The organism is Bradyrhizobium brasilense (genome assembly GCF_029714345.1).
Lineage (GTDB): Bacteria > Pseudomonadota > Alphaproteobacteria > Rhizobiales > Xanthobacteraceae > Bradyrhizobium > Bradyrhizobium australafricanum.
Map to the genome: position 1 here is coordinate 7,735,149 of NZ_CP121669.1, position 21,327 is coordinate 7,756,475.

Here is a 21,327-nt window from a genome sequence, read left to right on the forward strand (position 1 = left end):
TCGGCTCGGCAGGCCTTCTCGTAGCGAAGGCTGCCGCGGCGTAGCCCGCAGGGCGAAGCCGGGCCGGTAGCCCCCTCCCAATCCCGAGCACCCCCAACCGGGCATACGCCGAATGCGGATTTTCCCCCAGAATCGCGGTTGATTGCGCGTTTTTGGGGGTTTCGCGGGTGCAGAAACTGGTCTAAAGACCACCCGCGCGCGAGGGATCGCGCTTCCGGCGCTACAACATGTAGCGCATGGCTCGAGGGACGCGCGGGAAGCGCGCCCTTTTTTTGTGCCTAAATTCCAGTCCGCGAGAGCCGATGCCCAAAAGAACCGACATCTCCACCATCCTGATCATCGGCGCCGGTCCCATCGTGATCGGCCAAGCCTGCGAGTTCGACTATTCCGGCACGCAGGCCTGCAAGACGCTCAAGGAAGAGGGCTATCGGATCGTCCTGGTCAATTCCAACCCGGCGACGATCATGACCGACCCGGAGCTGGCGGATGCGACCTATATCGAGCCGATCACGCCCGAAATCGTCGCCAAGATCATCGAAAAGGAACGCCACGTCGTGCCCGGCGGCTTCGCGCTGCTGCCGACGATGGGCGGCCAGACCGCGCTGAACTGCGCGCTGTCGCTGCGCAAGCAGGGTACGCTGGAGAAGTTCGACGTCGAGATGATCGGCGCCACCGCCGACGCCATCGACAAGGCCGAAGACCGCCAGCTGTTCCGCGACGCCATGGAGAAGATCGGGCTGCAGACGCCGAGGTCGCGGCTCGCCAATGCGTCGGCGCTGAAGAAGTCCGACCGCGACAAGTACCTCGCCGACCAGGCCAAGCTGTCCGGCCCCGAGCTCGAAGCCTTCGAACGGCAGTGGGAAGGCGGCGAGAACGAGCGGCGCAAGCGCTACCAGCAGCAGGCCTTGGCCGAAGCGCTGATGGCGCTGTCCGACATCGGCCTGCCCGCGATCATCCGCCCCTCCTTCACGCTCGGCGGCACCGGCGGCGGCATCGCCTACAACAAGGAAGAATATCTCGACATCATCGAGCGGGGCCTCGACGCCTCGCCGACCAACGAGGTGCTGATCGAGGAATCCGTTCTCGGCTGGAAAGAGTTCGAGATGGAGGTGGTGCGCGACAAGAAGGACAATTGCATCATCATCTGCTCGATCGAGAACGTCGATCCGATGGGCGTGCACACCGGCGATTCGATCACGGTGGCGCCGGCGCTGACGCTCACCGACAAGGAATACCAGATCATGCGCGACGCATCGATTGCGGTGCTGCGCGAGATCGGGGTCGAGACCGGCGGCTCCAACGTGCAGTTCGGCATCAATCCGGACGACGGCCGCATGGTCGTGATCGAGATGAATCCCCGCGTGTCGCGCTCGTCGGCGCTGGCCTCCAAGGCCACCGGCTTCCCGATCGCCAAGGTCGCCGCCAAGCTTGCGATCGGCTACACGCTCGACGAGATCGCCAACGACATCACCGGCGGCGCGACGCCGGCCTCGTTCGAGCCGACGATCGACTACGTCGTCACCAAGATTCCGCGCTTTGCGTTCGAGAAATTCCCCGGCGCCTCCTCCACGCTGACCACCTCGATGAAGTCGGTCGGCGAGGTGATGGCGATCGGTCGCACTTTCCAGGAGAGCCTGCAGAAGGCCCTGCGCGGGCTCGAGACCGGGCTGACCGGCCTCGACGAGATCGACATCGAGGGCCTCGGCCGCAGCGACGACAAGAACGCGATCCGCGCGGCGCTCGGCACGCCGACGCCGAACCGCCTGCTGCAGGTCGCGCAGGCGATGCGGCTCGGCTGGTCGAACGAGGATATCTTCAATTCCTGCAAGATCGATCCCTGGTTCCTCGCGGAGCTGCGCGCCATCGTCGAGATGGAAGGCAAGATCCGCAGCAGCGGCCTGCCGACCAATGCGTTCGCGATGCGGATGCTGAAGGCGATGGGCTTCTCGGACGCTCGGCTCGCCGTGCTCACGGAGACCACCGAGGCCGACGTCACCGCCAAGCGCCACGCGCTCGGGGTGCGGCCGGTGTTCAAGCGCATCGATACCTGCGCGGCGGAGTTCGCGTCGCCGACCGCCTACATGTATTCGACCTATGAGCGGCCGTTCGCCGGCGATTTCGCCGACGAGAGCGCGCCGTCGGACCGCAAGAAGGTGATCATCCTCGGCGGCGGCCCGAACCGCATCGGCCAGGGCATCGAATTCGACTATTGCTGCTGCCACGCCTGCTTCGCGCTCGAGGACGCCGGCTACGAGACCATCATGGTCAACTGCAACCCGGAAACGGTATCGACCGACTACGACACCGCCGACCGGCTGTATTTCGAGCCGCTGACCGCCGAAGACGTGCTCGAGATCATCGCGACCGAGCGCAAGAACGGCACGCTGCACGGCGTGATCGTGCAGTTCGGCGGCCAGACCCCGCTGAAGCTTGCCCGCGCGCTCGAAGCCGCCGAAGTGCCGATCCTCGGCACCTCGCCCGACGCGATCGACCTCGCCGAGGACCGCGACCGTTTCAAGCGCGTGCTCGACAAGCTGCGTCTCAAGCAGCCGAAGAACGGCATCGCCTATTCGGTCGAGCAGGCCCGCCTGGTCGCCGCCGATCTCGACCTGCCGCTGGTGGTGCGTCCGTCCTACGTGCTCGGCGGCCGCGCGATGCAGATCATCCGCGAGGAGAACCAGCTCAACGACTACCTGCTGGGAACGCTGCCTGAGCTGGTGCCCGCCGACATCAAGGCGCGCTACCCGAACGACAAGACCGGGCAGATCAACACCGTGCTCGGCAAGAACCCGCTGCTGTTCGACCGCTATCTGTCCGACGCGACCGAAGTCGACGTCGACTGCCTCTGCGACGGCAAGGACACCTTCATCGTCGGCATCATGGAGCACATCGAGGAAGCCGGCATCCATTCCGGCGACTCCGCCTGCTCGCTGCCGCCGCATTCGCTCGACGCCAAGACCATCGAGGAGCTGGAGCGGCAGACCCGCGAGCTTGCGCTCGGGCTCGACGTGGTCGGCCTGATGAACGTGCAATACGCCATCAAGGACGGCGAGATCTACGTGCTCGAGGTCAACCCGCGCGCATCCCGCACCGTGCCGTTCGTCGCCAAGGTGATCGGCACGCCGGTCGCCAAGATCGCGGCGCGGATCATGGCCGGCGAAAAGCTCGCCGACTTCAAGCTGAAGAAGAAGAAGCTCGGCCATGTCGGCGTGAAGGAGTCGGTATTCCCGTTCGCGCGTTTCCCCGGCGTCGATACCGTGCTCGGACCGGAGATGCGTTCGACCGGCGAAGTGATGGGCATCGACCGCTCCTTCGAGGTCGCGTTCGCGAAGAGCCAGCTCGGCGGCGGCACGCGCGTGCCGCGGCAGGGCACGGTGTTCGTTTCGGTGCGCGGCGACGACAAGATGCGCATCGCGGATGCGGTGCGGCTGTTGCACTCGCTCGGCTTCAAGGTGATGGCAACCTCGGGCACGCAGCGCTACCTCAGCGACAACGGCGTGCCGACGGAAAAGGTGAACAAGGTGCTCGAAGGCCGTCCGCACATCGTCGACGCCATCACCAATGGCGACGTCCAGCTGGTCTTCAATACCACCGAAGGTCCGCAGGCGCTGGCCGACAGCCGCTCGCTGCGGCGGGCTGCCCTCTTGCATAAAGTGCCATATTACACCACTCTTTCGGGCGCGGTGGCGGCCGCACGGGGAATCCGGGCCTATCGGGCCGGGGACCTTGAGGTCCGCACGCTTCAGAGTTACTTTTCCGAAAGCTGACCGCTGCCCGGGCTGAAGGCCCGAAGCGGTCAATTAGCCGAATGGCTGGAACTCACCGCGCGATTGGATGTTGTCACGGCCCTTAGCGGGGCCGAATATCACTGGGCTTCCGGGCGCGTTGGCGCCCTGATTCCTGCGTTAGCTGAACTGGATATTCGTGCACGGCCGCCGGGCGCGCACGATGAAGGACGAAGATGATGGATAAGGTTCCGATGACCGCGGGCGGATACGCCGCGCTGACGGACGAGTTGAAGCATCGCCAATCGGTGGATCGTCCGCGCATCATCGAACACATCGCGGAAGCGCGCTCGCACGGCGATCTCTCGGAGAACGCCGAGTATCACGCCGCCAAGGAAGAGCAGTCGCACAACGAGGGCCGCATCGCCGAGCTCGAGGACAAGCTCGCGCGCGCCGACATCATCGACATTTCGAAACTGTCGGGCGACACCATCAAGTTCGGCGCGACCGTGACGCTGATCGATGAGGACACCGAGAAGAAGGCGGTGTGGCAGATCGTCGGCGAAGTCGAGGCCGACGCCAAGAAGGGCCGCATCTCCATCACCTCGCCGCTCGCGCGCGCGCTGATCGGCAAGAAGAAGGGGACCACCGTCGAGGTGATGGCGCCGGGCGGCGCCAAGGCCTACGAGATCACCAAGGTCGAGTGGCGGTAGTTACCTTCACGTGACTGGTGCAGAAAAGCCGCGTCCCGCACGCGGCTTTTTTTATGCCCCGCGTTTCTCCCCGGTCTGACAGCAATGTGAATGGAGAGCCGCTGCACGCCATGCCAGTGAGGCCGTGACATGTTTATGCAGTATAATCATGTCGGGGGACGGAGTTCGGGCTGACGATCGCGTCGCAACACGCATCGCTGCGCGTCACCGTGTCACTGCCGCGTTCTCTCGCAACTGCCATCGCGCGAGGAATGATTCCAGGCGCAAGGTGTTGACATCACACTCCGGTGGCGGACACCGTGTGTTTCCGCATCTTGCAACGTTCCAGTGTGTCAAACAGGGGGTAAATGACAATGGACCAGATGTTCTCCAAGCTCCAGCCGGTGGCGCTCAGCCTGTTCCGGTTCATCACCGGACTGCTGCTGTTTCAGTTCGGCGTTGCCAAAATTTTCAAATTCCCACCCGGGACAATGTTCGAGAAGGTCGAGCTGTTCTCATTGATCGGCGCGGCCGGCGCACTCGAATTGGTGCTCGGCGGGCTCCTGATGATTGGCCTGTTCTCGCGGATCGTGGCCTTCATCCTGGCGGGTGAAATGGCCTTCGCTTACTTCATCGGCCATTTCCCAAAAGGGTTCTACCCGCTGCTCAATAACGGCAGTCTGGCGATCGCGTTCTGCTTCGCCTGCCTCTACCTCGCGACCTCGGGCCCGGGTCCGATCAGCGTCGACGCTGCGATGGGGAAGAGGTAGCAGCGCTAGGCGCTTCCCACTCCTTGATGACGTCATTCCGGGATGGCGCGTTAGCGCCAGATCCGGAATGACGCGCACAGTGCGTCAGCCGACCGCCTTCAATCCCAGCGGCACCGCGGCCTCGTACTTCGAATTGTGCAGCACCAGTGACGTCCTGACGTTGCGCACATGCGGCGCCGCCGTCAGGTGGGTGACGAAATCCTGGAACGTCGCCATGTCGGGCGCGACGCATTTGAGGATGAAATCGACTTCGCCCGACAGCATCCAGCATTCCCGCACCAGCGGCTCGGCGCGCACGAAATTCTCGAAGGCGCGGAGATCGGCGTCGGCCTGGCTCGACAGATGCACCGAGGCGAACACCGTGACGTCGTAGCCGAGGCGGCGCGGATCGAGCAGGCCGCGGTATCCCTGGATGTAGCCTTCCTCCTCCAGCGCCCTGACCCTGCGCAGGCAGGGCGGCGGCGAGATACCGACGCGTTTGGCCAGTTCCACATTGGTGATTCGGCCATCGGCCTGGATCTCGGCGAGGATTTTGAGGTCGATCTCGTCAAGGTTCTTCGACACGCGACTACAGTTCCCTAGGGGTTTGGAAGGCTTGGCGGATCCGCCGGCAACTCTCATAGCGCAGCCCGCTGGCATTGCGCAATTTTATTGCGCGTGCAGCGCACGATTTCGCGAATGTGACTTCAGTTCCGGGGAAAAATCGCTGCCATGGATTGCAAATCTTGCATAGCTTCCCAGATATCTTAGACTTGGATTTGACACTTTCAGCACCGCCGTGACCTGCTTCCGGGGTGCTTCCCACACAAGTCCCCGTCAAAGTCCCCAGCAGAGAGGGATCAGCTAATGCCCGCGCCTGTCCACGCCAAGGTCGTCATCATCGGGTCCGGCCCCGCCGGTTACACCGCAGCGATCTACGCGGCACGCGCGATGCTCGAGCCGGTGCTGATCCAGGGCATCCAGCCGGGCGGGCAACTCACCATCACCACCGACGTCGAGAACTATCCCGGCTTCGCCGATGTGATCCAGGGCCCCTGGCTGATGGAGCAGATGGAGAAGCAGGCGGCCCATGTCGGCACCAAGATCGTCACCGATCTCGTCAACAAGCTGGAACTCGGCCAGCGCCCGTTTCGCCTGACCTGCGATTCCGGCGACGTCTATCTCGCCGAGACCGTGATCCTCGCCACCGGCGCCCAGGCGCGCTGGCTCGGCCTGCCCTCGGAAGAGAAGTTCCAGGGCGGCGGCGTGTCGGCCTGCGCGACCTGCGACGGCTTCTTCTACCGCGGCAAGGACGTCGTGGTGGTCGGCGGCGGCAACACCGCGGTCGAGGAGGCGCTGTACCTGACCAATCACGCCTCCCAGGTCACCATCGTGCATCGCCGCGGTCATTTCCGCGCCGAGCGCATCCTGCAGGAACGGCTGTTCAAGCATCCCAAGATCAAGGTGGTGTGGGATTCGGCGATCGACGAGATCTGCGGATCGGAGAACCCGAACAAGGTCACCCATGTGCGGCTGAAGAACGTCAAGACCGGCGCGCACACGAACCTCAAGACCGACGGCGTCTTCATCGCGATCGGCCATGCGCCGGCGACGGAGCTCGTCAAAGGCCAGATCAAGCTGAAACCGTCGGGCTATGTCGAGGTGGCGCCGAACTCCACCGCGACCTCGATGCCCGGCCTGTTCGCCGCGGGAGACGTGGCGGATGAAACCTTCCGGCAGGCGGTCACCGCCGCCGGCCTCGGCTGCATGGCTGCGCTCGAGGCGGAACGCTTCCTGGCTCTTCGCGCGAGCGATCGCGCAGCGGCGGAATAATCATGGCACGATCTCGCGACGGATTTACGGATATGGATTGGGACAAGCTGAAGGTCTTTCACGCAGCGGCGGAGGCGGGTAGCTTCACGCATGCCGGCGAACAGCTTGGCCTCTCGCAATCGGCGGTCTCCCGCCAGGTCAGCGCGCTGGAGCAGGAGCTCTCGGTGTCGCTGTTTCACCGCCACGCCCGCGGCCTGATCCTCACCGAGCAGGGCGACCTCCTGTTCCGCACCGCGCATGACGTGTTCATGCAGCTGCAGGCGGCCCGCGCAAAGCTCACCGACAGCCGCGAGCGGCCGAGCGGTGACCTCAAGATCACGACGCCGCCCGCGCTCGGCATCAACTGGCTGATCCCGCGGCTCGACGAGTTCACCGCGCTCTATCCCGACATCCGGATCTCGCTGATCGTCACCGACGAGGATCTCGACCTCTCGATGCGCGAGGCCGACGTCGCGATCCGCACCCGCAAGCCGACCCAGCCGGACCTGATCCAGCGCAAGCTGTTCTCGATCGGCTTCCATGCCTACTGCTCGCCGGAATACATCAAGCGCTTCGGCACGCCGCGCACGCTCGATGATCTCGACTCGCACCGCATCATCATGCTCGGCGACTCGCAGGTGCCGGCGCATCTGCAGAACCGCAGCTGGCTGATCGATGCCGGCCGCAACGGCTCCGGTCCGCGCGAGCCCTACTTCAAGGTCAACAACATCCTCGGCCTCGTGCGCGCCTGCCAGCAGGGCCTCGGCATCGCCGCGCTGCCGGACTATCTGGTCGAACAGAACAACCTCGTGCAGCTGTTCGGCGAGTCCGACTCGATCGCACTCGACACCTACTTCGTCTATCCGGAAGAGCTGAAGACGGTGGCCCGGGTGCAGGTGTTCCGCGACTTCGTGGTCAGCAAGGCGCAGCGCTGGCCATCGTGATTAAGCCGCCCTTATAGGGCTGCTTTATAGGGATATCCGTGCTGCCCCCGGTCTCCGCATGACTGACATGCGACCTGGATAGTTGCTGCAGGCCGTCGATGGGGATCATATTGCTTACACGCTGAGCGTTCGCGTCGCGCATATGTCCCCCTCCTCCAGTGGCGCGGAAGTTCAGTAATCCCTCTTGGAAGGTGATTGTGTCGGCCTCACGTGGCCAATACCTTAAGCCGGGCTCACTCGAGCCCGGCTTTTTTTCATCGCCGTGCCTTTTCACCTCCACGTCATGCGCAAAACGCGCCGCACGCGCCGATCAGCATGTGCATTGACAACAACCTCGCAGCGCAGCATCATTATCCCATGATCACGACTTCGTGCGCCGTTCTGTCGTCGAAAAAAGCTCCCCTCCCGGGGACACGAGATCGCGCGCGATAAGATCACCTTCGCATTCAGACCGATCCCGAAACCCCGCCGCCTGGACGGGGTTTTTTGTTGGTCCCGTCTCCGGCTTTGCCTTCTTAAGGAGATGGAACATGACCGATCTACATCAGCAATTGCAGGGCCTCTGGCTGCCTTTGATCACGCCATTCCGTAACGGCGAGCTCGACGCCACGTCGCTGCGGCGTCTCGTACGGCACTACGCCAATGGCCCCGTCGACGGGTTCATTCTCGGCGCAACCTCCGGCGAGGGCATGGCGCTCAGCGTGGACGAACTGGAGGGGCTGGTGAGCGTCGTGCTCGACGAGCTCAGTGCCAGCTCCCGCCATTTGCCGGTCTGTCTCGGGCTCTCCGGCGCCTCGACCGCCCGGATGAAGGAAGCGCTGGATGATACGGCCGACTGGCCGATCAACGGCTATCTGATCGCCAGCCCCTATTACATCAGGCCCTCGCAACGCGGGCTCGTGCAGCACTTCAACGCGCTCGCCGATCACGCGTCGTGGCCGATCGTGCTTTACAACATCCCCTATCGCACGGCGGTGAACCTGACCAACGAGACGCTGCTGGCGCTCGCGGACCATCCGAACATCGCCGGCATGAAGGATTGCTGCGCCGACCGCGCGCAGTCGATCGACTTCCTCAACCGCCGGCCGGCCGGCTTTCGCGTGCTGACCGGCGAGGACGCGCAAACCTTCGATGCGCTCTCGGACGGCGCCGACGGCGCGATCCTGCTGTCCGCACATCTGGAAACAAACACCTTCGCTGCGATCCGCACGCTGCTGCAGCAGGGCCAGCACGACGCGGCGCTGGCCGCCTGGCAGAGCGTCGTCGGCCTGACGAGGCTGCTCTTCGCCGAACCGAGCCCCGCGCCGGCCAAGCACTGGCTGTGGCGGCAGGGGCTGATCGACAGCCCCGAGGTGCGGCTGCCGATGGTCGCGGTCAGCGAGGATCTCGCAACCTGGCTCGATGCTGAGATGGAGCGCCGCGCGCAGCTGTTGCTGCCGGCGTGATCGCTCCTCTCCTCTCCCCGTTCTTACGGGGAGAGGGCTGGGGTGAGGGGCTGCTTCCGCACAAAAGGCAAGAGACAGACTCGTGGAGAGTCCCCCTCACCCGGATCGCATCTCGCGATGCGATCCGACCTCTCCCCGCAAGCGGAGCGAGGTAAGAAAACTCAATCCAGCTTCACCCGCGAAAGCCGCAGCGCATTGCCGATCACGCTGACCGAAGACAGCGCCATCGCGGCGGCGCCGACCATCGGCGACAGCAGGATGCCGAACAGCGGATACAGCGCGCCAGCTGCGATCGGCACGCCGGCGGCGTTGTAGACGAAGGCGAACGCCAGGTTCTGGCGGATGTTGTGCATGGTCGCGACCGACAGCCGCCGCGCGCGCACCAGGCCCATCAGGTCGCCGGTGAGCAGCGTGACGCCGGCGCTCTCGATCGCGACGTCGGTGCCGCCGCCCATCGCGATGCCGACATCGGCGGCGGCGAGCGCCGGTGCGTCATTGACGCCGTCGCCCGCCATCGCGACGGTGCGGCCCTCGCCGCGCAGCCGCTGCACGACCTCGCTCTTGCGCTCCGGCAGAACGCCGGCCTCGACGTCGTCGATGCCGAGCGTCTTTGCCACCGCCCGCGCAGTGGTCTCATTGTCGCCGGTCAACATCACGATGCGCAGGCCCTCGGCACGCAGTGCCTGCAGCGCGCTGGTCGCGGACGGCTTGACCGGATCGGCAATTGCGATCACCCCGGCGATGCGGCCGTCGACCGCGACATAGATCGCCGTCGCGCCGTCCCGCCGTGCGGCTTCGGCCGCCTCGTCGAGCGCTGCCGTCGCGATCTTCAGCTCGGCCATCAGCACCGCGTTGCCGAGCGCAACCTGCCTGCCCTCGACCGTGCCGGTCGCGCCCTTGCCGGAGGGCGAGGTAAAATTGCCGACGGCAGCGGATGCGAGCTTGCGCTCCCTGGCAGCGGCGATAATCGCCTGCGCCAGCGGGTGCTCGCTGCCCTGCTCGACACTGGCGGCCAGGCGCAGCAGATCGCTCTCGTCGAACCCTGCGGCGGCAATGACGCGCACGACCTTCGGCTTGCCCTCGGTGAGCGTGCCGGTCTTGTCGATGACCAGCGTGTCGATTGCCTCCATCCGCTCCAGCGCCTGCGCGTCGCGGATCAGGATGCCGGAATGCGCGCCGCGGCCGACGCCGACCATGATCGACATCGGCGTCGCCAATCCCAGCGCGCAGGGGCAGGCGATGATCAGCACCGTGACGGCGGCGACCAGCGCGAAGGTCAGGCGCGGCTCGGGGCCGAACACCGTCCAGGCGATGAAGGCGAGCACGGCGGCGGCGATCACCGCCGGCACGAACCAGCCGGCGACGCGATCGGCCAGCCGCTGGATCGGCGCGCGTGAGCGCTGCGCCTTCGCCACCATGTCGACGATCCGCGACAGCATGGTGTCGCGGCCGATCTTCTCGGCGCGCATCACGAGGCCGCCGCTCTGGTTGACGGTGCCGCCGATCACGTTCTGGCCTTCGGCCTTCGTGACCGGCATCGACTCGCCTGTGACCATGGACTCGTCGATGACCGCACTGCCCTCGACGACGACGCCGTCGACCGGCACCTTCTCGCCCGGCCGCACGCGCAGGCGGTCGCCGACCTTGATCGCGTCGATGTCGATGTCCTCGTCGCCATGTTCGGTGATGCGCCGCGCGGTCTTGGGGGCGAGACCGAGCAGCGCGCGGATCGCGCCCGAGGTCTGCGCGCGGGCGCGCAATTCCAGCACCTGGCCGAGCAGCACCAGCACCGTGATCACGGCCGCCGCCTCGAAATACACCGCGACCGCGCCGTGCATGTCGCGGAACGCAGGCGGGAACAGCTGCGGCGCCAGCGTCGCGACCACGCTGTAGACATAGGCGACCCCGGTGCCCATCGCGATCAGCGTGAACATGTTGAGATTGCGGGTGACCAGCGACTGCCAGCCGCGCACGAAGAACGGAGCGCCGGCCCACAGCACGACCGGCGTCGCCAGCACGAGTGAGACCCAGTTCGACCAGTGCTGCGGCACCAGCTGCATCAATCCGAGATGGCTGCCCATCTCGAGCACGAACACCGGCACGGTCAGCACGAGGCCGATCCAGAACCGCCGCGTCATGTCGATCAGTTCGGGATCGGGGCCGTCGTCGAGCGAGACCTGCTCGGGCTCCAGCGCCATGCCGCAGATCGGGCAGCTGCCGGGGCCGACCTGGCGCACCTCCGGATGCATCGGGCAGGTGTAGATGGTGCCCGCGGGCGCCGGCGGCTCCTCTTCACGCGGCTTGAGATACTTCTCAGGGTCGGCTTCGAAGCGCTCGCGGCAGCGGCCGCTGCAGAACAGGTACTCCTCGCCCTGGTAGCTGAAGCGGTGCTTGGCGGTCGCCGGATTGACCTTCATGCCGCAGACCGGATCGATCGCGAACGCCGCCTCGGCCGGCGGCGTGTCGTGATCATGCTTGCCGCCGCAGCAGGAATGCGCGGCCGCGCCATTGTGGGGATGATCCGCGTGCGAATGGTCGTGCGTTGCGTGTGCCACGAAACTCTTCCCGGCCGGTAATCCGACCTCTTGATTTAGATACCCTAGGGGGGTATATGAGACCTATGAGAGACGAGGTCAAGACATCCTGCTTAAAACGGCTCAAACGGATCGAAGGTCAGATCCGCGGGTTGGCTGCCATGGTCGAGGACGACCGCTATTGCATCGACGTGGTGACGCAGATCGCGGCCGCGCGCGCGGCGCTGCGCCGCGTCGAGGAAGAGGTGCTGCGCGATCATGTGGCGCATTGCGTCGAGCATGCGATCTCGTCCGGCGACAAGGCCGACCAGCGGCGCAAGATCGCCGAGCTGATGGACGTGATCGGGCGCGCGGATCGGTAGAGCTGGTTGATCGCGGCGCGCCAATCGCGCTGATGGAAAGATCAGCAGCGCCTCTACGTATTAGTGTCGTCCCTGCGAAAGCAGGGACCCATAACCACAGGACGTGGGGATGGAGCGAGCTGGGGCCACAGCTCGCTTCAACAACGCGCCCCTGTGGTTATGGGTCCCGGGTCGCGATTCGCTTGCCCCGGACGACGTGGGAAAGAGCGCCACCCGTACATTCAGCGTCGTCCCGGCGAAGGCCGGGACCCATAACCACAGGAAGTTGTTGTTTGTGCGAACTGGGGCCCCAGCGTGCTTCATAGCCACGGCCGGTGGTTATGGGTCCCGGCCTTCGCCGGGACGACGTGGGGAGAAAGCGAGCTCGAAATCGATGCTCAGGTATTGAATCTGAAATGCATGACGTCGCCGTCGGCGACGACGTACTCCTTGCCTTCAAGCCGCAGCTTGCCGGCATCGCGCGCGCCGGCTTCGCCGTTGCCGGCGATGTAATCGGCATAGGCAATGGTCTCGGCGCGGATGAAGCCCTTCTCGAAATCGGTATGGATCACGCCGGCGGCGGCGGGCGCCTTGGTGCCGCGGTCGATGGTCCAGGCGCGCGCTTCCTTCGGGCCGACGGTGAAATAGGTGATGAGATCGAGCAGCCGGTAGCCGGCGCGGATCAGCCGATCGAGCCCGGCCTCTTCCAGACCCAGCGTCTCCAGGAAGTCGGTGCGTTCCTCACGCGACAGCGTCGCGATTTCGGATTCGATCTTGGCCGAGATCACGACCGCGACCGCGCCCTCCTCCTTGGCGCGCTCGAACACCGCCTTGGAGAAATTGTTGCCGTCCTTGGCCGAGCCTTCCTCGACGTTGCAGACATAGAGAACGGGCTTCGAGGTCAAGAGCCCGAGCATGCGGAACGCACGCTCCTCCTCCGGCTTGCGCTCCAGTCCGCGGGCAGGCTTGCCGTCGCGCAGCAGCACCAGCGCGCGGTTGACCAGCTCGAGCTGCTCCTTGGCTTCCTTGTCGTTGCCCTTGGCCTTCTTCGACAGGTTATCGACGCGCTTCTCCAGGCTGTCGAGATCGGACAGCATCAGCTCGGTCTCGATGGTCTCGATGTCGGCGAGCGGCGCGATCTTGCCCTCGACATGGGTGACGTCGGAATCCTCGAAGCAGCGCACCACATGGGCGATGGCGTCGACCTCGCGGATGTTGGCGAGGAACTGGTTACCGAGACCTTCGCCCTGCGACGCGCCGCGGACGAGGCCCGCGATGTCGACGAAGGTCAGCCGGGTCGGAATGATCTGCGCGGACTTCGCGACCGCCGCGAGCTTCTCCAGCCGCGGATCGGGCACCGCGACCTCGCCGACATTCGGCTCGATGGTGCAGAACGGATAGTTCGCCGCCTGGGCGGCCGCCGTCTCGGTCAGCGCATTGAACAGCGTCGACTTGCCGACGTTAGGCAGCCCGACGATCCCGCATTTGAATCCCATGTCTTCCTCAATAATCTCTGGATCGTCATGGCGGGCTCGTGCCGATGACGAATAAGGGAGATCAGGCAGGCTTCTCGCCGCCGTTCTCACCCTTGTCGAAAAATCCCTTGGCCTGCATCGTCAGATGCACCTTGTTGGCGAACGACGCGTCGTGCCCCGCAGCCAGCAGGCCGGCATTGTCGGCGACGGCCTGGCACAAGGCCTCCACCCACGCCCGGTCGCTCTTGGCGAAGTCCGACAGCACGTGGCTGTGCACGAGCTCCTTGACGCCGGGATGACCGATCCCGAGCCGCACCCGCCGATACTCGTTGCCGATATGCGCAGAGATCGAGCGCAGGCCGTTGTGGCCGGCGATCCCGCCGCCGATCTTGACCCGCACCTTGGCCGGCGGCAGTTCGAGCTCGTCCTGGAACACGGTGATGTCGGAGGGCGCGAGCTTGAAGAAGTTCGCCGCTTCCTGCACCGCGCGCCCGGACTCGTTCATGTAGGTGGTCGGCTTCAGCAGCACGACCTTGTCACGATCGACGACGCCCTCGGAGGTCTCGCCCTGAAAGCGACGGCGCCATGGTGCGAAACCATGACGCCGTGCAATCTCTTCGACCGCCAGGAAACCGATATTGTGCCGGTTGCTGGCGTATTTCGCGCCGGGATTACCGAGACCGACAAAAAGGCGCATGGCGCAGCATCCCGCGTCGGCGCGCCATCAGACGATCGCGCGCCGACCTGATCGGTTACTTCTTCTTGTCGCCACCGGCGGGGGCCTTGGCACCCGCGGCCGGAGCCGCAGCACCCGCAGCCGGAGCCGCCGCAGCGGCCGGAGCTGCAGCACCCGCGGCCGGAGCAGCGCCACCGGCAGCAGCCGCAGCCGCGGCCTTCTGCTCTTCGGCGTAGCCGGACGGCGGCACGAGGGTGACCAGGGTCGCGTCCTCGCGGGTCAGCGACTTCACGCCCTTGGGCAGCTTGATGTCGGTGAGATGCAGCGAGTGGCTGATCTCGAGGCTGCCGACGTCGGCTTCGATGTATTGCGGAATGTTGTCGACCGCGCATTCGAGCTCGAGCGCGTGGGTGACGATGTTCACGGTGCCGCCGCGCTTGATGCCGGGGGCGGTTTCCGCGTTCACGACGTGCAGCGGCACGCTGACGCGGATGGTGGCGCCTTCGCCGAGCCGCATGAAGTCGACATGGACCGGGAAGTCCTTCACCGGGTCGAGGTGGTAGTCGCGCGGAATCACGCGGTGCTTCTTGCCCTCGAGATCGATATCGAACAGCGTCGTGAGGAACCGGCCCGCCAGGATGCGCTGGCGCAGTTCACGGTCGTCGACCGAGATGGTGACGGGGGGCTGGTTGTCTCCGTAGATCACTCCGGGAACTCTCCCGGCGCGACGCTCTGCCCGGGCGGCCCCCTTGCCGCTCTTCGGACGCGCGGTCGCCTTCAATTCCTTGACGGTCGCCATAGCGTTAAGTCCTTGTATTTAAAAAGTTAAAGGCCGCAGCGCGGCCCATGCTCAGGTCCACAGCAAGCCTCCAGGGGTGCGGGGGCCGCGGACGTGGCGGGCTTTTAGCCCCAAAGGGCCGAAATGACAAGGAAATGAAGGGATTTTTCTTGGGTTACCGAGCGAGGATCGTAGCCCGGATGGAGCGAAGCGAAATCCGGGACCACTGCCTCTGCGGGCCGGCCCCGGATTGCGCTTCGCTCCATCCGGGCTACGGGGGCTGCGCTCCGGGCCGTTTCAGCCGGCCGTACCGCCGAGCTTGGCTTCCAGCGCCGCGATCCTCGCCTTCAGCGCCTCGTTCTCCTCGCGCGCCAGGCGGGCCATGTCCTTGACCGCGTCGAATTCCTCGCGCTTGACCACGTCGAGATCGCGCAGGATCCGTTCCGCCTGGTTGCGCATGACCGTGTCGACCTCGCGCTTGACGCCCTGGGCGGCGCCCGCGGCATCGTTCATCAGACGGCCGATCTCATCGAAAAACCGGTTGCTGGTCTGGGTCATTTTCGCAAAACTCTCCGCGTTCACTGCCTCGCGCCAAAGACAATGGCGATCTCAGCCATCCGGTTCAAGTCCGCCGCGAATGGCAGGCCTCCCGAGGCTTGCCTTGTCATGCTCCGGTTTCCTTGCAATCGTATGAACTCACAACAGAAATCGCACACATAACGCGAGCAGAAACGCCATGATCGACCAGACCGTCGAGATCCCGACCAAGGACGGCAAGACCACCACCTTCATCACCCATCCCGAGCGCGGCGGCCCCTTCCCCGTCGTCATCTTCTACATGGACGCGCCGGCGATCCGCGAGGAGCTGCGCGACATGGCGCGCCGGCTCGGCACGTCAGGCTATTATGTGATGCTGCCCAATATGTATTACCGCGCCGGCGTGATGGAGCTCGGCCCGATCAATCCCGATCCGGAATCGCCCGAGCGCAAGCGCATGTTCGAGCTGATGCACTCGCTCAACATCCCGCTGGTGATGGAAGACACCAAGAGCCTGCTCGCCTATGCCGAGACGCAGAAGGCCGCCAACACCAGGATCATCGGCACCGTCGGCTATTGCATGAGCGGCCGCTACGCCGTGAACGCGGCGGCGCATTTCGGCGATCGCGTCAAGGCCGCCGCCTCGGTCTACGGCACGCATCTGGCGACCGATCAGCCCGACAGTCCGCATCTTGCCGCGCAAAGGACAAAGGCCGAACTCTATTTCGCCTGCGCCGAGACCGATATCTACGCGCCACAGGAAATCATCGAGCAGGTGAAGGCCGGCATGAAGGGATCGAACAACGAGGTCGAGATCTATCCCGGCACGCATCACGGCTTTGCGTTCCCCAAGCGTCCGGTCTATGACCGCGACGCCGCCGAACGCCATTGGGAGCGGCTCCTCGCGCTTTACCGGCGCAACCTCGTGAGCTGAGTCTCAAGACGCACGATGCCGTTCCTGCTGATCGACTTTCCGGTGTTCAATCCCGTCGCGCTCTCGCTCGGGCCGATCGTGATCCGCTGGTATGCGCTGGCCTACATCGTCGGCATCGTGCTGGGCTGGATCTACGCTCGCTCGCTGATCAAGAAGGAGCGGCTGTGGGGCGGCCCGGCGCCGATCACGCTGCCGCAGCTCGACGATTTCATCCTCTGGGTCACCATCGGCATCATCGTCGGCGGCCGCACCGGCTATGTGCTGTTCTACAATTTGCCCTTCTTCATCGCGCATCCGGCCGAAATCCTCGAATTGTGGAAGGGCGGCATGTCGTTCCACGGCGGCTTCCTCGGCTGCGTCGCCGCGGTGATGCTGTTTGCCCGCCGCAACAACATCCCGATCCTGTCGCTCGGCGACATCACCACCGCGGTCGCGCCGATCGGGCTGTTCCTCGGCCGGCTCGCCAATTTCATCAACAGCGAATTGTGGGGCCGTCACGCCGATCCGAGCCTGCCCTGGGCCATGATCTTCCCCAATGGCGGGCCGCTGCCGCGGCATCCGAGCCAGCTCTACGAGGCCGGGCTCGAGGGCATCGTGCTGTTTGCGGCGCTGGCGATCATGATCCGGATGGGCGCGCTCAAGCGTCCCGGCCTGATCCTCGGCAGCTTTATCACGATCTACGGCGTTGCCCGAATCATCGGCGAGCACTTCAGGGAGCCCGACCCGCAACTCGGATTCCTGTGGGGCGGACTTACCATGGGCATGCTGCTGTCGGTGCCAATGATCATCGTGGGCGTTATCATCATCACGGCCGCCGTCCGCCGCAGGGCGAACGGTCCGGCACCGAGTTCAACCTGAACAAGTTCAATCTAAAGCAAGTGCAATCCAAGGAAGGCCGTGAACGAACCCTCCCCGCTGCTGGATGAGATCAGGAAGCTGATCAAGCTGTCCGGGCCGATGCCGGTCTGGCGCTACATGGAATTGTGCCTGATGCATCCGCGGTACGGCTACTATCTGTCGCGTGATCCGCTCGGCCGCGAGGGCGATTTCACCACGGCGCCCGAGGTCAGCCAGATGTTCGGCGAACTGCTCGGGCTGTGGAGCGCCTCGATCTGGCGCGCGATCGGCTCGCCGGAGACGTTCCGCCTGATCGAGCTCGGGCCCGGCCGCGGCACCATGATGTCCGACGCGCTGCGTGCGCTACGCGTGCTGCCGCCGCTCTACCAGTCGCTCAGCATCCACCTCGTCGAGGTCAACCCGGTGCTGCGCGAGAAGCAGTACGCGACGCTGGCGGGCGTGCGCAACATCACCTGGCACGATAGCATCGACGACGTGCCCGAGGGACCGGCGGTGATCCTCGCCAACGAATATTTCGACGTGCTGCCGATCCACCAGATGGTCCGCCGCGAGACCGGCTGGCACGAGCGGACGGTCGGGATGGATGCCAATGGCAACCTCTATTTCGCTCCCGCGCCCGAGCCGACGCCGCATTTCGAGGTGCTGCTGCCGCCGCTGGTGCGCGCCGCGCCACTCGGGGCAGTGTTCGAATGGCGGCCCGACAACGAGATCATGAAGCTCGCCACGCGGCTGCGCGACCAGGACGGCGCCGCGCTGATCATCGATTACGGCCATCTGCGCAGCGACGCCGGCGACACCTTCCAGGCGATCGCGCGCCACAGCTTCGCCGACCCGCTGAAGAACCCGGGACAGGCCGACGTGACCGCGCATGTCGATTTCCAGGCCATGGCGCGGGCCGCCGAGGATGTCGGCGCGCGCGTCCACGGTCCGGCGACGCAAGGCGACTTCCTCAAGCGTCTCGGCGTCGAGGCCCGTGCCGCCGGGCTGATGGCGAAAGCAAGCCCCGAAGTCTCCGCCGACGTTGCCGGTGCGCTGAAGCGGCTGACCGATTCCGGACGCGGCGGGATGGGCTCGATGTTCAAGGTCATGGCCATCTCCGACCCGCGCCTCACCTCGATCGCCGGATTGAGCGATCAGCCTGACGAGACCGAACAATGACATTGGGATCACCGCTGCTGTCGGCCATTCCGGGCCTGCGCCACGCCTTCTTCTCGCGCGAAGGCGGCGTGTCGGAGGGCATCTATGCCGCCCTCAATGGCGGGCTCGGCTCGCGCGACGATCCGGCCAAGGTCGCGGAGAACCGGCGGCGGATGGCGGCGCAGCTCGGCGTGCCGCTCGATCACCTCGTCAGCGTGCATCAGGTTCACTCGCCTGACGTCGTGGTCGTGACCGGTCCATGGAACGGCGCCGCGCGCCCGAAGGCGGACGCGCTCGTCACCCGCACCGAGGGCCTTGCGATTTCGGTCACGACGGCCGACTGCGGCCCGATCCTGTTCGTCGATCCCAATGCGCGGGTGATCGGCGCGGCGCATGCCGGCTGGAAGGGCGCGCTGACCGGCGTGCTTGAATCGACCATCGACGCGATGGAGAAGCTCGGCGCCGAGCGCGGCGGCATCGTCGCCGCCATCGGCCCACTGATCCGCAAGGAATCCTACGAGGTCGGCAACGAATTCGTCGAGCGCTTCATCGAGGCCGATGCGGAGAACGGCATGTTCTTCATGCCTGCCGAACGCGCCGGACACGCGATGTTCGATCTTGCCGGCTTCATCCGCATGCGGCTGGAAAATGCCGGCGTGCTGATGATCGACGATCTCGGCATCGACACCTATTCCGACGAGCGCTGCTTCAGCTACCGCCGCTCCGTGCACCGCAAGGAAGCCGATTACGGCCGGCTCGTTCACGCCATCGCGCTGGAAAGCTGACGCCGGGCACTCCCGCGATTTTTGTGCGACAAGCGCCTTGACTCTCCACCTGCTGGAGACCGGACAAGCGGCGCATGACACAACGCACCTACAGCATCGGTGAGGCGGCGCGGCTCAGCGGAATTTCCGTCCGCAAGCTCCGCTTCTATTCGGACCAGGGGTTGCTGCCGCCGGCCGGCCGCACCGCGAGCGGCTATCGCGTCTTCACCGACGACGAACTGGTTCGCCTCGACCTGATCCGTTGCCTGCGCGATGCGGGGCTCGGTCTCGACGCCATCCGCGAGGTCCTGACCAGGCAGCTCTCGCTGGTCGAGGCGCTGCAGCTTCGCCTCGAGACGCTGGAAGCGGAGATCGCGGCGCAGCGCCGCGTCGCCTCGGCTCTGCGGGCTGCGTTGCGTTCACCGCAACTCACCGAAGCAGATTTGAGGAGATTCCTGACCATGACGCAGCTATCCCGCACCGAGCGCCGCAACGTCGTCGAGCGCTTCTTCGAGAAAGTGTCCGACGGCATCAACATCGACCGGAAATGGATCCGGCAGATGATCGAGACCAGTGTGCCCGAATTGCCGGACGAGCCGACGCCCGAGCAGTGCGATGCCTGGATCGAGCTTTCGGAGATGCTCAACGACCCTTCCCTCGTCGCCAACATCCGCGCCAACGCGGAGGACGTCTGGAATCATCACGTGCTGGATCTCGCCGCCTGGCAAGCGGCCAATGAAACCGTGCTGGCGAGAGCCAGGGAGATCATCGCGCGCGACCTCGGCCCGACGTCGGAGGCCGGCCAGGCGCTGGCTCGCGACTGGCTGGAAACATCGGCGCGATTGCTGAAGCGAAAACCTGATCTGGAATTCCGCAACTGGATTCGCGGCAAATATGCCCTGCACGACGCCCGTGCCGCGCGCTATTGGGAGCTCGTCGCCATCATGCGCGGGCAATCGCCGGACGCGAGCCCGAACCGCGAATGGGCCTGGATCACCGCAGCCATGCGACACCATCTCTCTGACTGAGCAGGGAAATCCGAAACCTCGTGGCGCGCCGCCCGGATCGGTTAAGGGCTGTGGCCGTCCTGCCCTAGACGTTAAGCCGTTTTAACGATATCGCAGGACGCAATGAGGGAAGCGTCGAACCGCCAGTTTCAAACTGGGACAGCCGCGCGTGCCGCGATCGCAGGCGCGTGGCTCGCGATCGCGTGCGCGCTTGGCGGCTGCGCGGCCGGCGGCAATGTGGCCGACTCCTACGCCATGGCCACGCCGGCAAGCAGCGGCGCAACCGTTGCGTTCGAATCGATCGACGGCCCGCCGCCCCAGGTGTTCGACCGCATGGTCGGCGTGCTCGACAGCGAGTCCAAGCTGCGCAGCCTGTCGATCGTGTCGCGCCAGGGCGCTGCCGCCTATCGCGTGCGCAGCTATCTGTCGGCGCAGGTGGTGCGCGGCCGCACCATGATCTCGTGGGTGTGGGACGTCTACGACAGCAACCAGCAACGCGCGCTGCGGCTCTCCGGCGAGGAGCCCGCCGGCAAGGCCGGCCGCGACGCCTGGGCCGCCGCCGACGACCTGGTGCTGCGCAAGATCGCCCAGGCCGGCTTCAGCGGCCTCTCCAGCATGCTCAATGGCGGCCCGGCGGACGGCCTCGCACCCGCCCCGGCACCGGACCTCCGCGGGCCCACGGTGGCAAGCGCCCCGGCCCCCGCCGCGCCCGAGACCGTGGCGCTCGGCTATTCCGCCGACTAAACCCCGTTATCTCCCGGGGAAATGGGTTTTTTGCCCAGGAAAAACGGCGGCCAAGGCCGGCTAATGGGTTGCCATCGGAGGCGCCTGCCTGATATTCCCTCGCGCACCGAAAACCCGCCGGTTCTGTAAGGACTTGAGATGCTGAACGTCGTATCCAGCAAGGCGCGGGGGGAAG

At 65.4% G+C, this 21,327-nt stretch carries 19 protein-coding genes; 13 read left to right on the forward strand and 6 right to left on the reverse strand.

What is annotated here, in order from left to right; translation table 11 throughout:
* Positions 1-302: 302 nt before the first annotated feature.
* The 3 genes from carB to QA635_RS35695 all read left to right on the forward strand — a co-directional run bounded on the left by carB (position 303) and on the right by QA635_RS35695 (position 5,187).
* Positions 303-3,767: a carbamoyl-phosphate synthase large subunit gene (gene carB / locus QA635_RS35685; RefSeq protein WP_283064466.1), complete on the forward strand. Its 3,465-nt coding sequence runs from the start codon at positions 303-305 to the stop codon at positions 3,765-3,767.
* Positions 3,768-3,964: 197 nt separating this feature from the next.
* Positions 3,965-4,438 (forward strand): transcription elongation factor GreA, encoded by a 474-nt coding sequence (greA, locus tag QA635_RS35690; protein ID WP_018269816.1) that lies wholly within the window; start codon positions 3,965-3,967, stop codon positions 4,436-4,438.
* 353 nt (positions 4,439-4,791) lie between these two features.
* Positions 4,792-5,187 (forward strand): DoxX family protein, encoded by a 396-nt coding sequence (locus QA635_RS35695; RefSeq protein WP_057017035.1) that lies wholly within the window; start codon positions 4,792-4,794, stop codon positions 5,185-5,187.
* An 84-nt stretch (positions 5,188-5,271) separates the two neighbouring features.
* Here the strand turns inward: QA635_RS35695 and QA635_RS35700 are convergent, their stop codons facing one another.
* Entirely contained in the window at positions 5,272-5,751 is a 480-nt protein-coding gene (locus QA635_RS35700) for an Lrp/AsnC family transcriptional regulator (RefSeq protein ID WP_016845095.1), read from the reverse strand.
* A gap of 282 nt (positions 5,752-6,033) precedes the next feature.
* Between QA635_RS35700 and trxB the strand changes: the two genes are divergently transcribed.
* From trxB to QA635_RS35715, 3 genes are all read left to right on the forward strand, one after another.
* Complete coding sequence (gene trxB / locus QA635_RS35705) at positions 6,034-6,999, forward strand: thioredoxin-disulfide reductase (RefSeq protein ID WP_283064473.1); 966 nt, start codon at positions 6,034-6,036, stop codon at positions 6,997-6,999.
* Positions 7,000-7,001: 2 nt separating this feature from the next.
* Positions 7,002-7,922 carry a LysR family transcriptional regulator gene (locus tag QA635_RS35710; RefSeq protein ID WP_026192264.1) on the forward strand — a complete coding sequence of 307 codons (921 nt, stop codon included), beginning with the start codon at positions 7,002-7,004 and terminating at the stop codon, positions 7,920-7,922.
* A gap of 530 nt (positions 7,923-8,452) precedes the next feature.
* Positions 8,453-9,367: a 4-hydroxy-tetrahydrodipicolinate synthase family protein gene (locus tag QA635_RS35715; protein WP_283064477.1), complete on the forward strand. Its 915-nt coding sequence runs from the start codon at positions 8,453-8,455 to the stop codon at positions 9,365-9,367.
* Between the two features lie 161 nt (positions 9,368-9,528).
* Here the strand turns inward: QA635_RS35715 and QA635_RS35720 are convergent, their stop codons facing one another.
* Entirely contained in the window at positions 9,529-11,922 is a 2,394-nt protein-coding gene (locus QA635_RS35720) for a heavy metal translocating P-type ATPase (RefSeq protein WP_425249093.1), read from the reverse strand.
* Positions 11,923-11,987: 65 nt separating this feature from the next.
* Between QA635_RS35720 and QA635_RS35725 the strand changes: the two genes are divergently transcribed.
* A complete protein-coding gene (locus QA635_RS35725; RefSeq protein ID WP_018269815.1) occupies positions 11,988-12,263 on the forward strand; it encodes a metal-sensitive transcriptional regulator in 276 nt (91 codons plus the stop codon).
* Between the two features lie 377 nt (positions 12,264-12,640).
* On the opposite strand, the gene ychF is transcribed toward QA635_RS35725, so the two are convergent.
* From ychF to QA635_RS35745, 4 genes are all read right to left on the reverse strand, one after another.
* Positions 12,641-13,738 (reverse strand): redox-regulated ATPase YchF, encoded by a 1,098-nt coding sequence (gene ychF, locus QA635_RS35730; protein ID WP_283064482.1) that lies wholly within the window; start codon positions 13,736-13,738, stop codon positions 12,641-12,643.
* Between the two features lie 61 nt (positions 13,739-13,799).
* Positions 13,800-14,414: an aminoacyl-tRNA hydrolase gene (gene pth / locus QA635_RS35735; protein ID WP_283064484.1), complete on the reverse strand. Its 615-nt coding sequence runs from the start codon at positions 14,412-14,414 to the stop codon at positions 13,800-13,802.
* A gap of 55 nt (positions 14,415-14,469) precedes the next feature.
* Complete coding sequence (locus QA635_RS35740; protein ID WP_283064486.1) at positions 14,470-15,192, reverse strand: 50S ribosomal protein L25/general stress protein Ctc; 723 nt, start codon at positions 15,190-15,192, stop codon at positions 14,470-14,472.
* A gap of 276 nt (positions 15,193-15,468) precedes the next feature.
* Positions 15,469-15,729 carry an accessory factor UbiK family protein gene (locus QA635_RS35745; RefSeq protein WP_050384261.1) on the reverse strand — a complete coding sequence of 87 codons (261 nt, stop codon included), beginning with the start codon at positions 15,727-15,729 and terminating at the stop codon, positions 15,469-15,471.
* 178 nt (positions 15,730-15,907) lie between these two features.
* Here QA635_RS35745 and QA635_RS35750 point away from each other — a divergent pair, with 178 nt between their 5' ends.
* The 6 genes from QA635_RS35750 (at position 15,908) to QA635_RS35775 (ending at position 21,152) form a co-directional block, all read left to right on the forward strand.
* Positions 15,908-16,642 (forward strand): dienelactone hydrolase family protein, encoded by a 735-nt coding sequence (locus QA635_RS35750; RefSeq protein ID WP_283064490.1) that lies wholly within the window; start codon positions 15,908-15,910, stop codon positions 16,640-16,642.
* A 15-nt stretch (positions 16,643-16,657) separates the two neighbouring features.
* The gene (gene lgt / locus QA635_RS35755; protein WP_057016609.1) at positions 16,658-17,500 is read left to right on the forward strand and encodes a prolipoprotein diacylglyceryl transferase; all 843 of its coding nucleotides are present in this window, start codon (positions 16,658-16,660) and stop codon (positions 17,498-17,500) included.
* A gap of 99 nt (positions 17,501-17,599) precedes the next feature.
* Entirely contained in the window at positions 17,600-18,658 is a 1,059-nt protein-coding gene (locus tag QA635_RS35760) for a class I SAM-dependent methyltransferase (protein WP_283072024.1), read from the forward strand.
* A complete protein-coding gene (gene pgeF / locus QA635_RS35765) occupies positions 18,655-19,422 on the forward strand; it encodes a peptidoglycan editing factor PgeF (RefSeq protein ID WP_283064493.1) in 768 nt (255 codons plus the stop codon). Before QA635_RS35760 ends, pgeF begins: the two co-directional genes overlap by 4 nt.
* 74 nt (positions 19,423-19,496) lie before the next feature.
* Positions 19,497-20,429, forward strand: a complete 933-nt coding sequence (locus tag QA635_RS35770) for a MerR family transcriptional regulator (RefSeq protein WP_283064495.1) — start codon at positions 19,497-19,499, stop codon at positions 20,427-20,429.
* A 102-nt stretch (positions 20,430-20,531) separates the two neighbouring features.
* Complete coding sequence (locus tag QA635_RS35775) at positions 20,532-21,152, forward strand: hypothetical protein (RefSeq protein ID WP_283064497.1); 621 nt, start codon at positions 20,532-20,534, stop codon at positions 21,150-21,152.
* Positions 21,153-21,327: the final 175 nt, after the last annotated feature.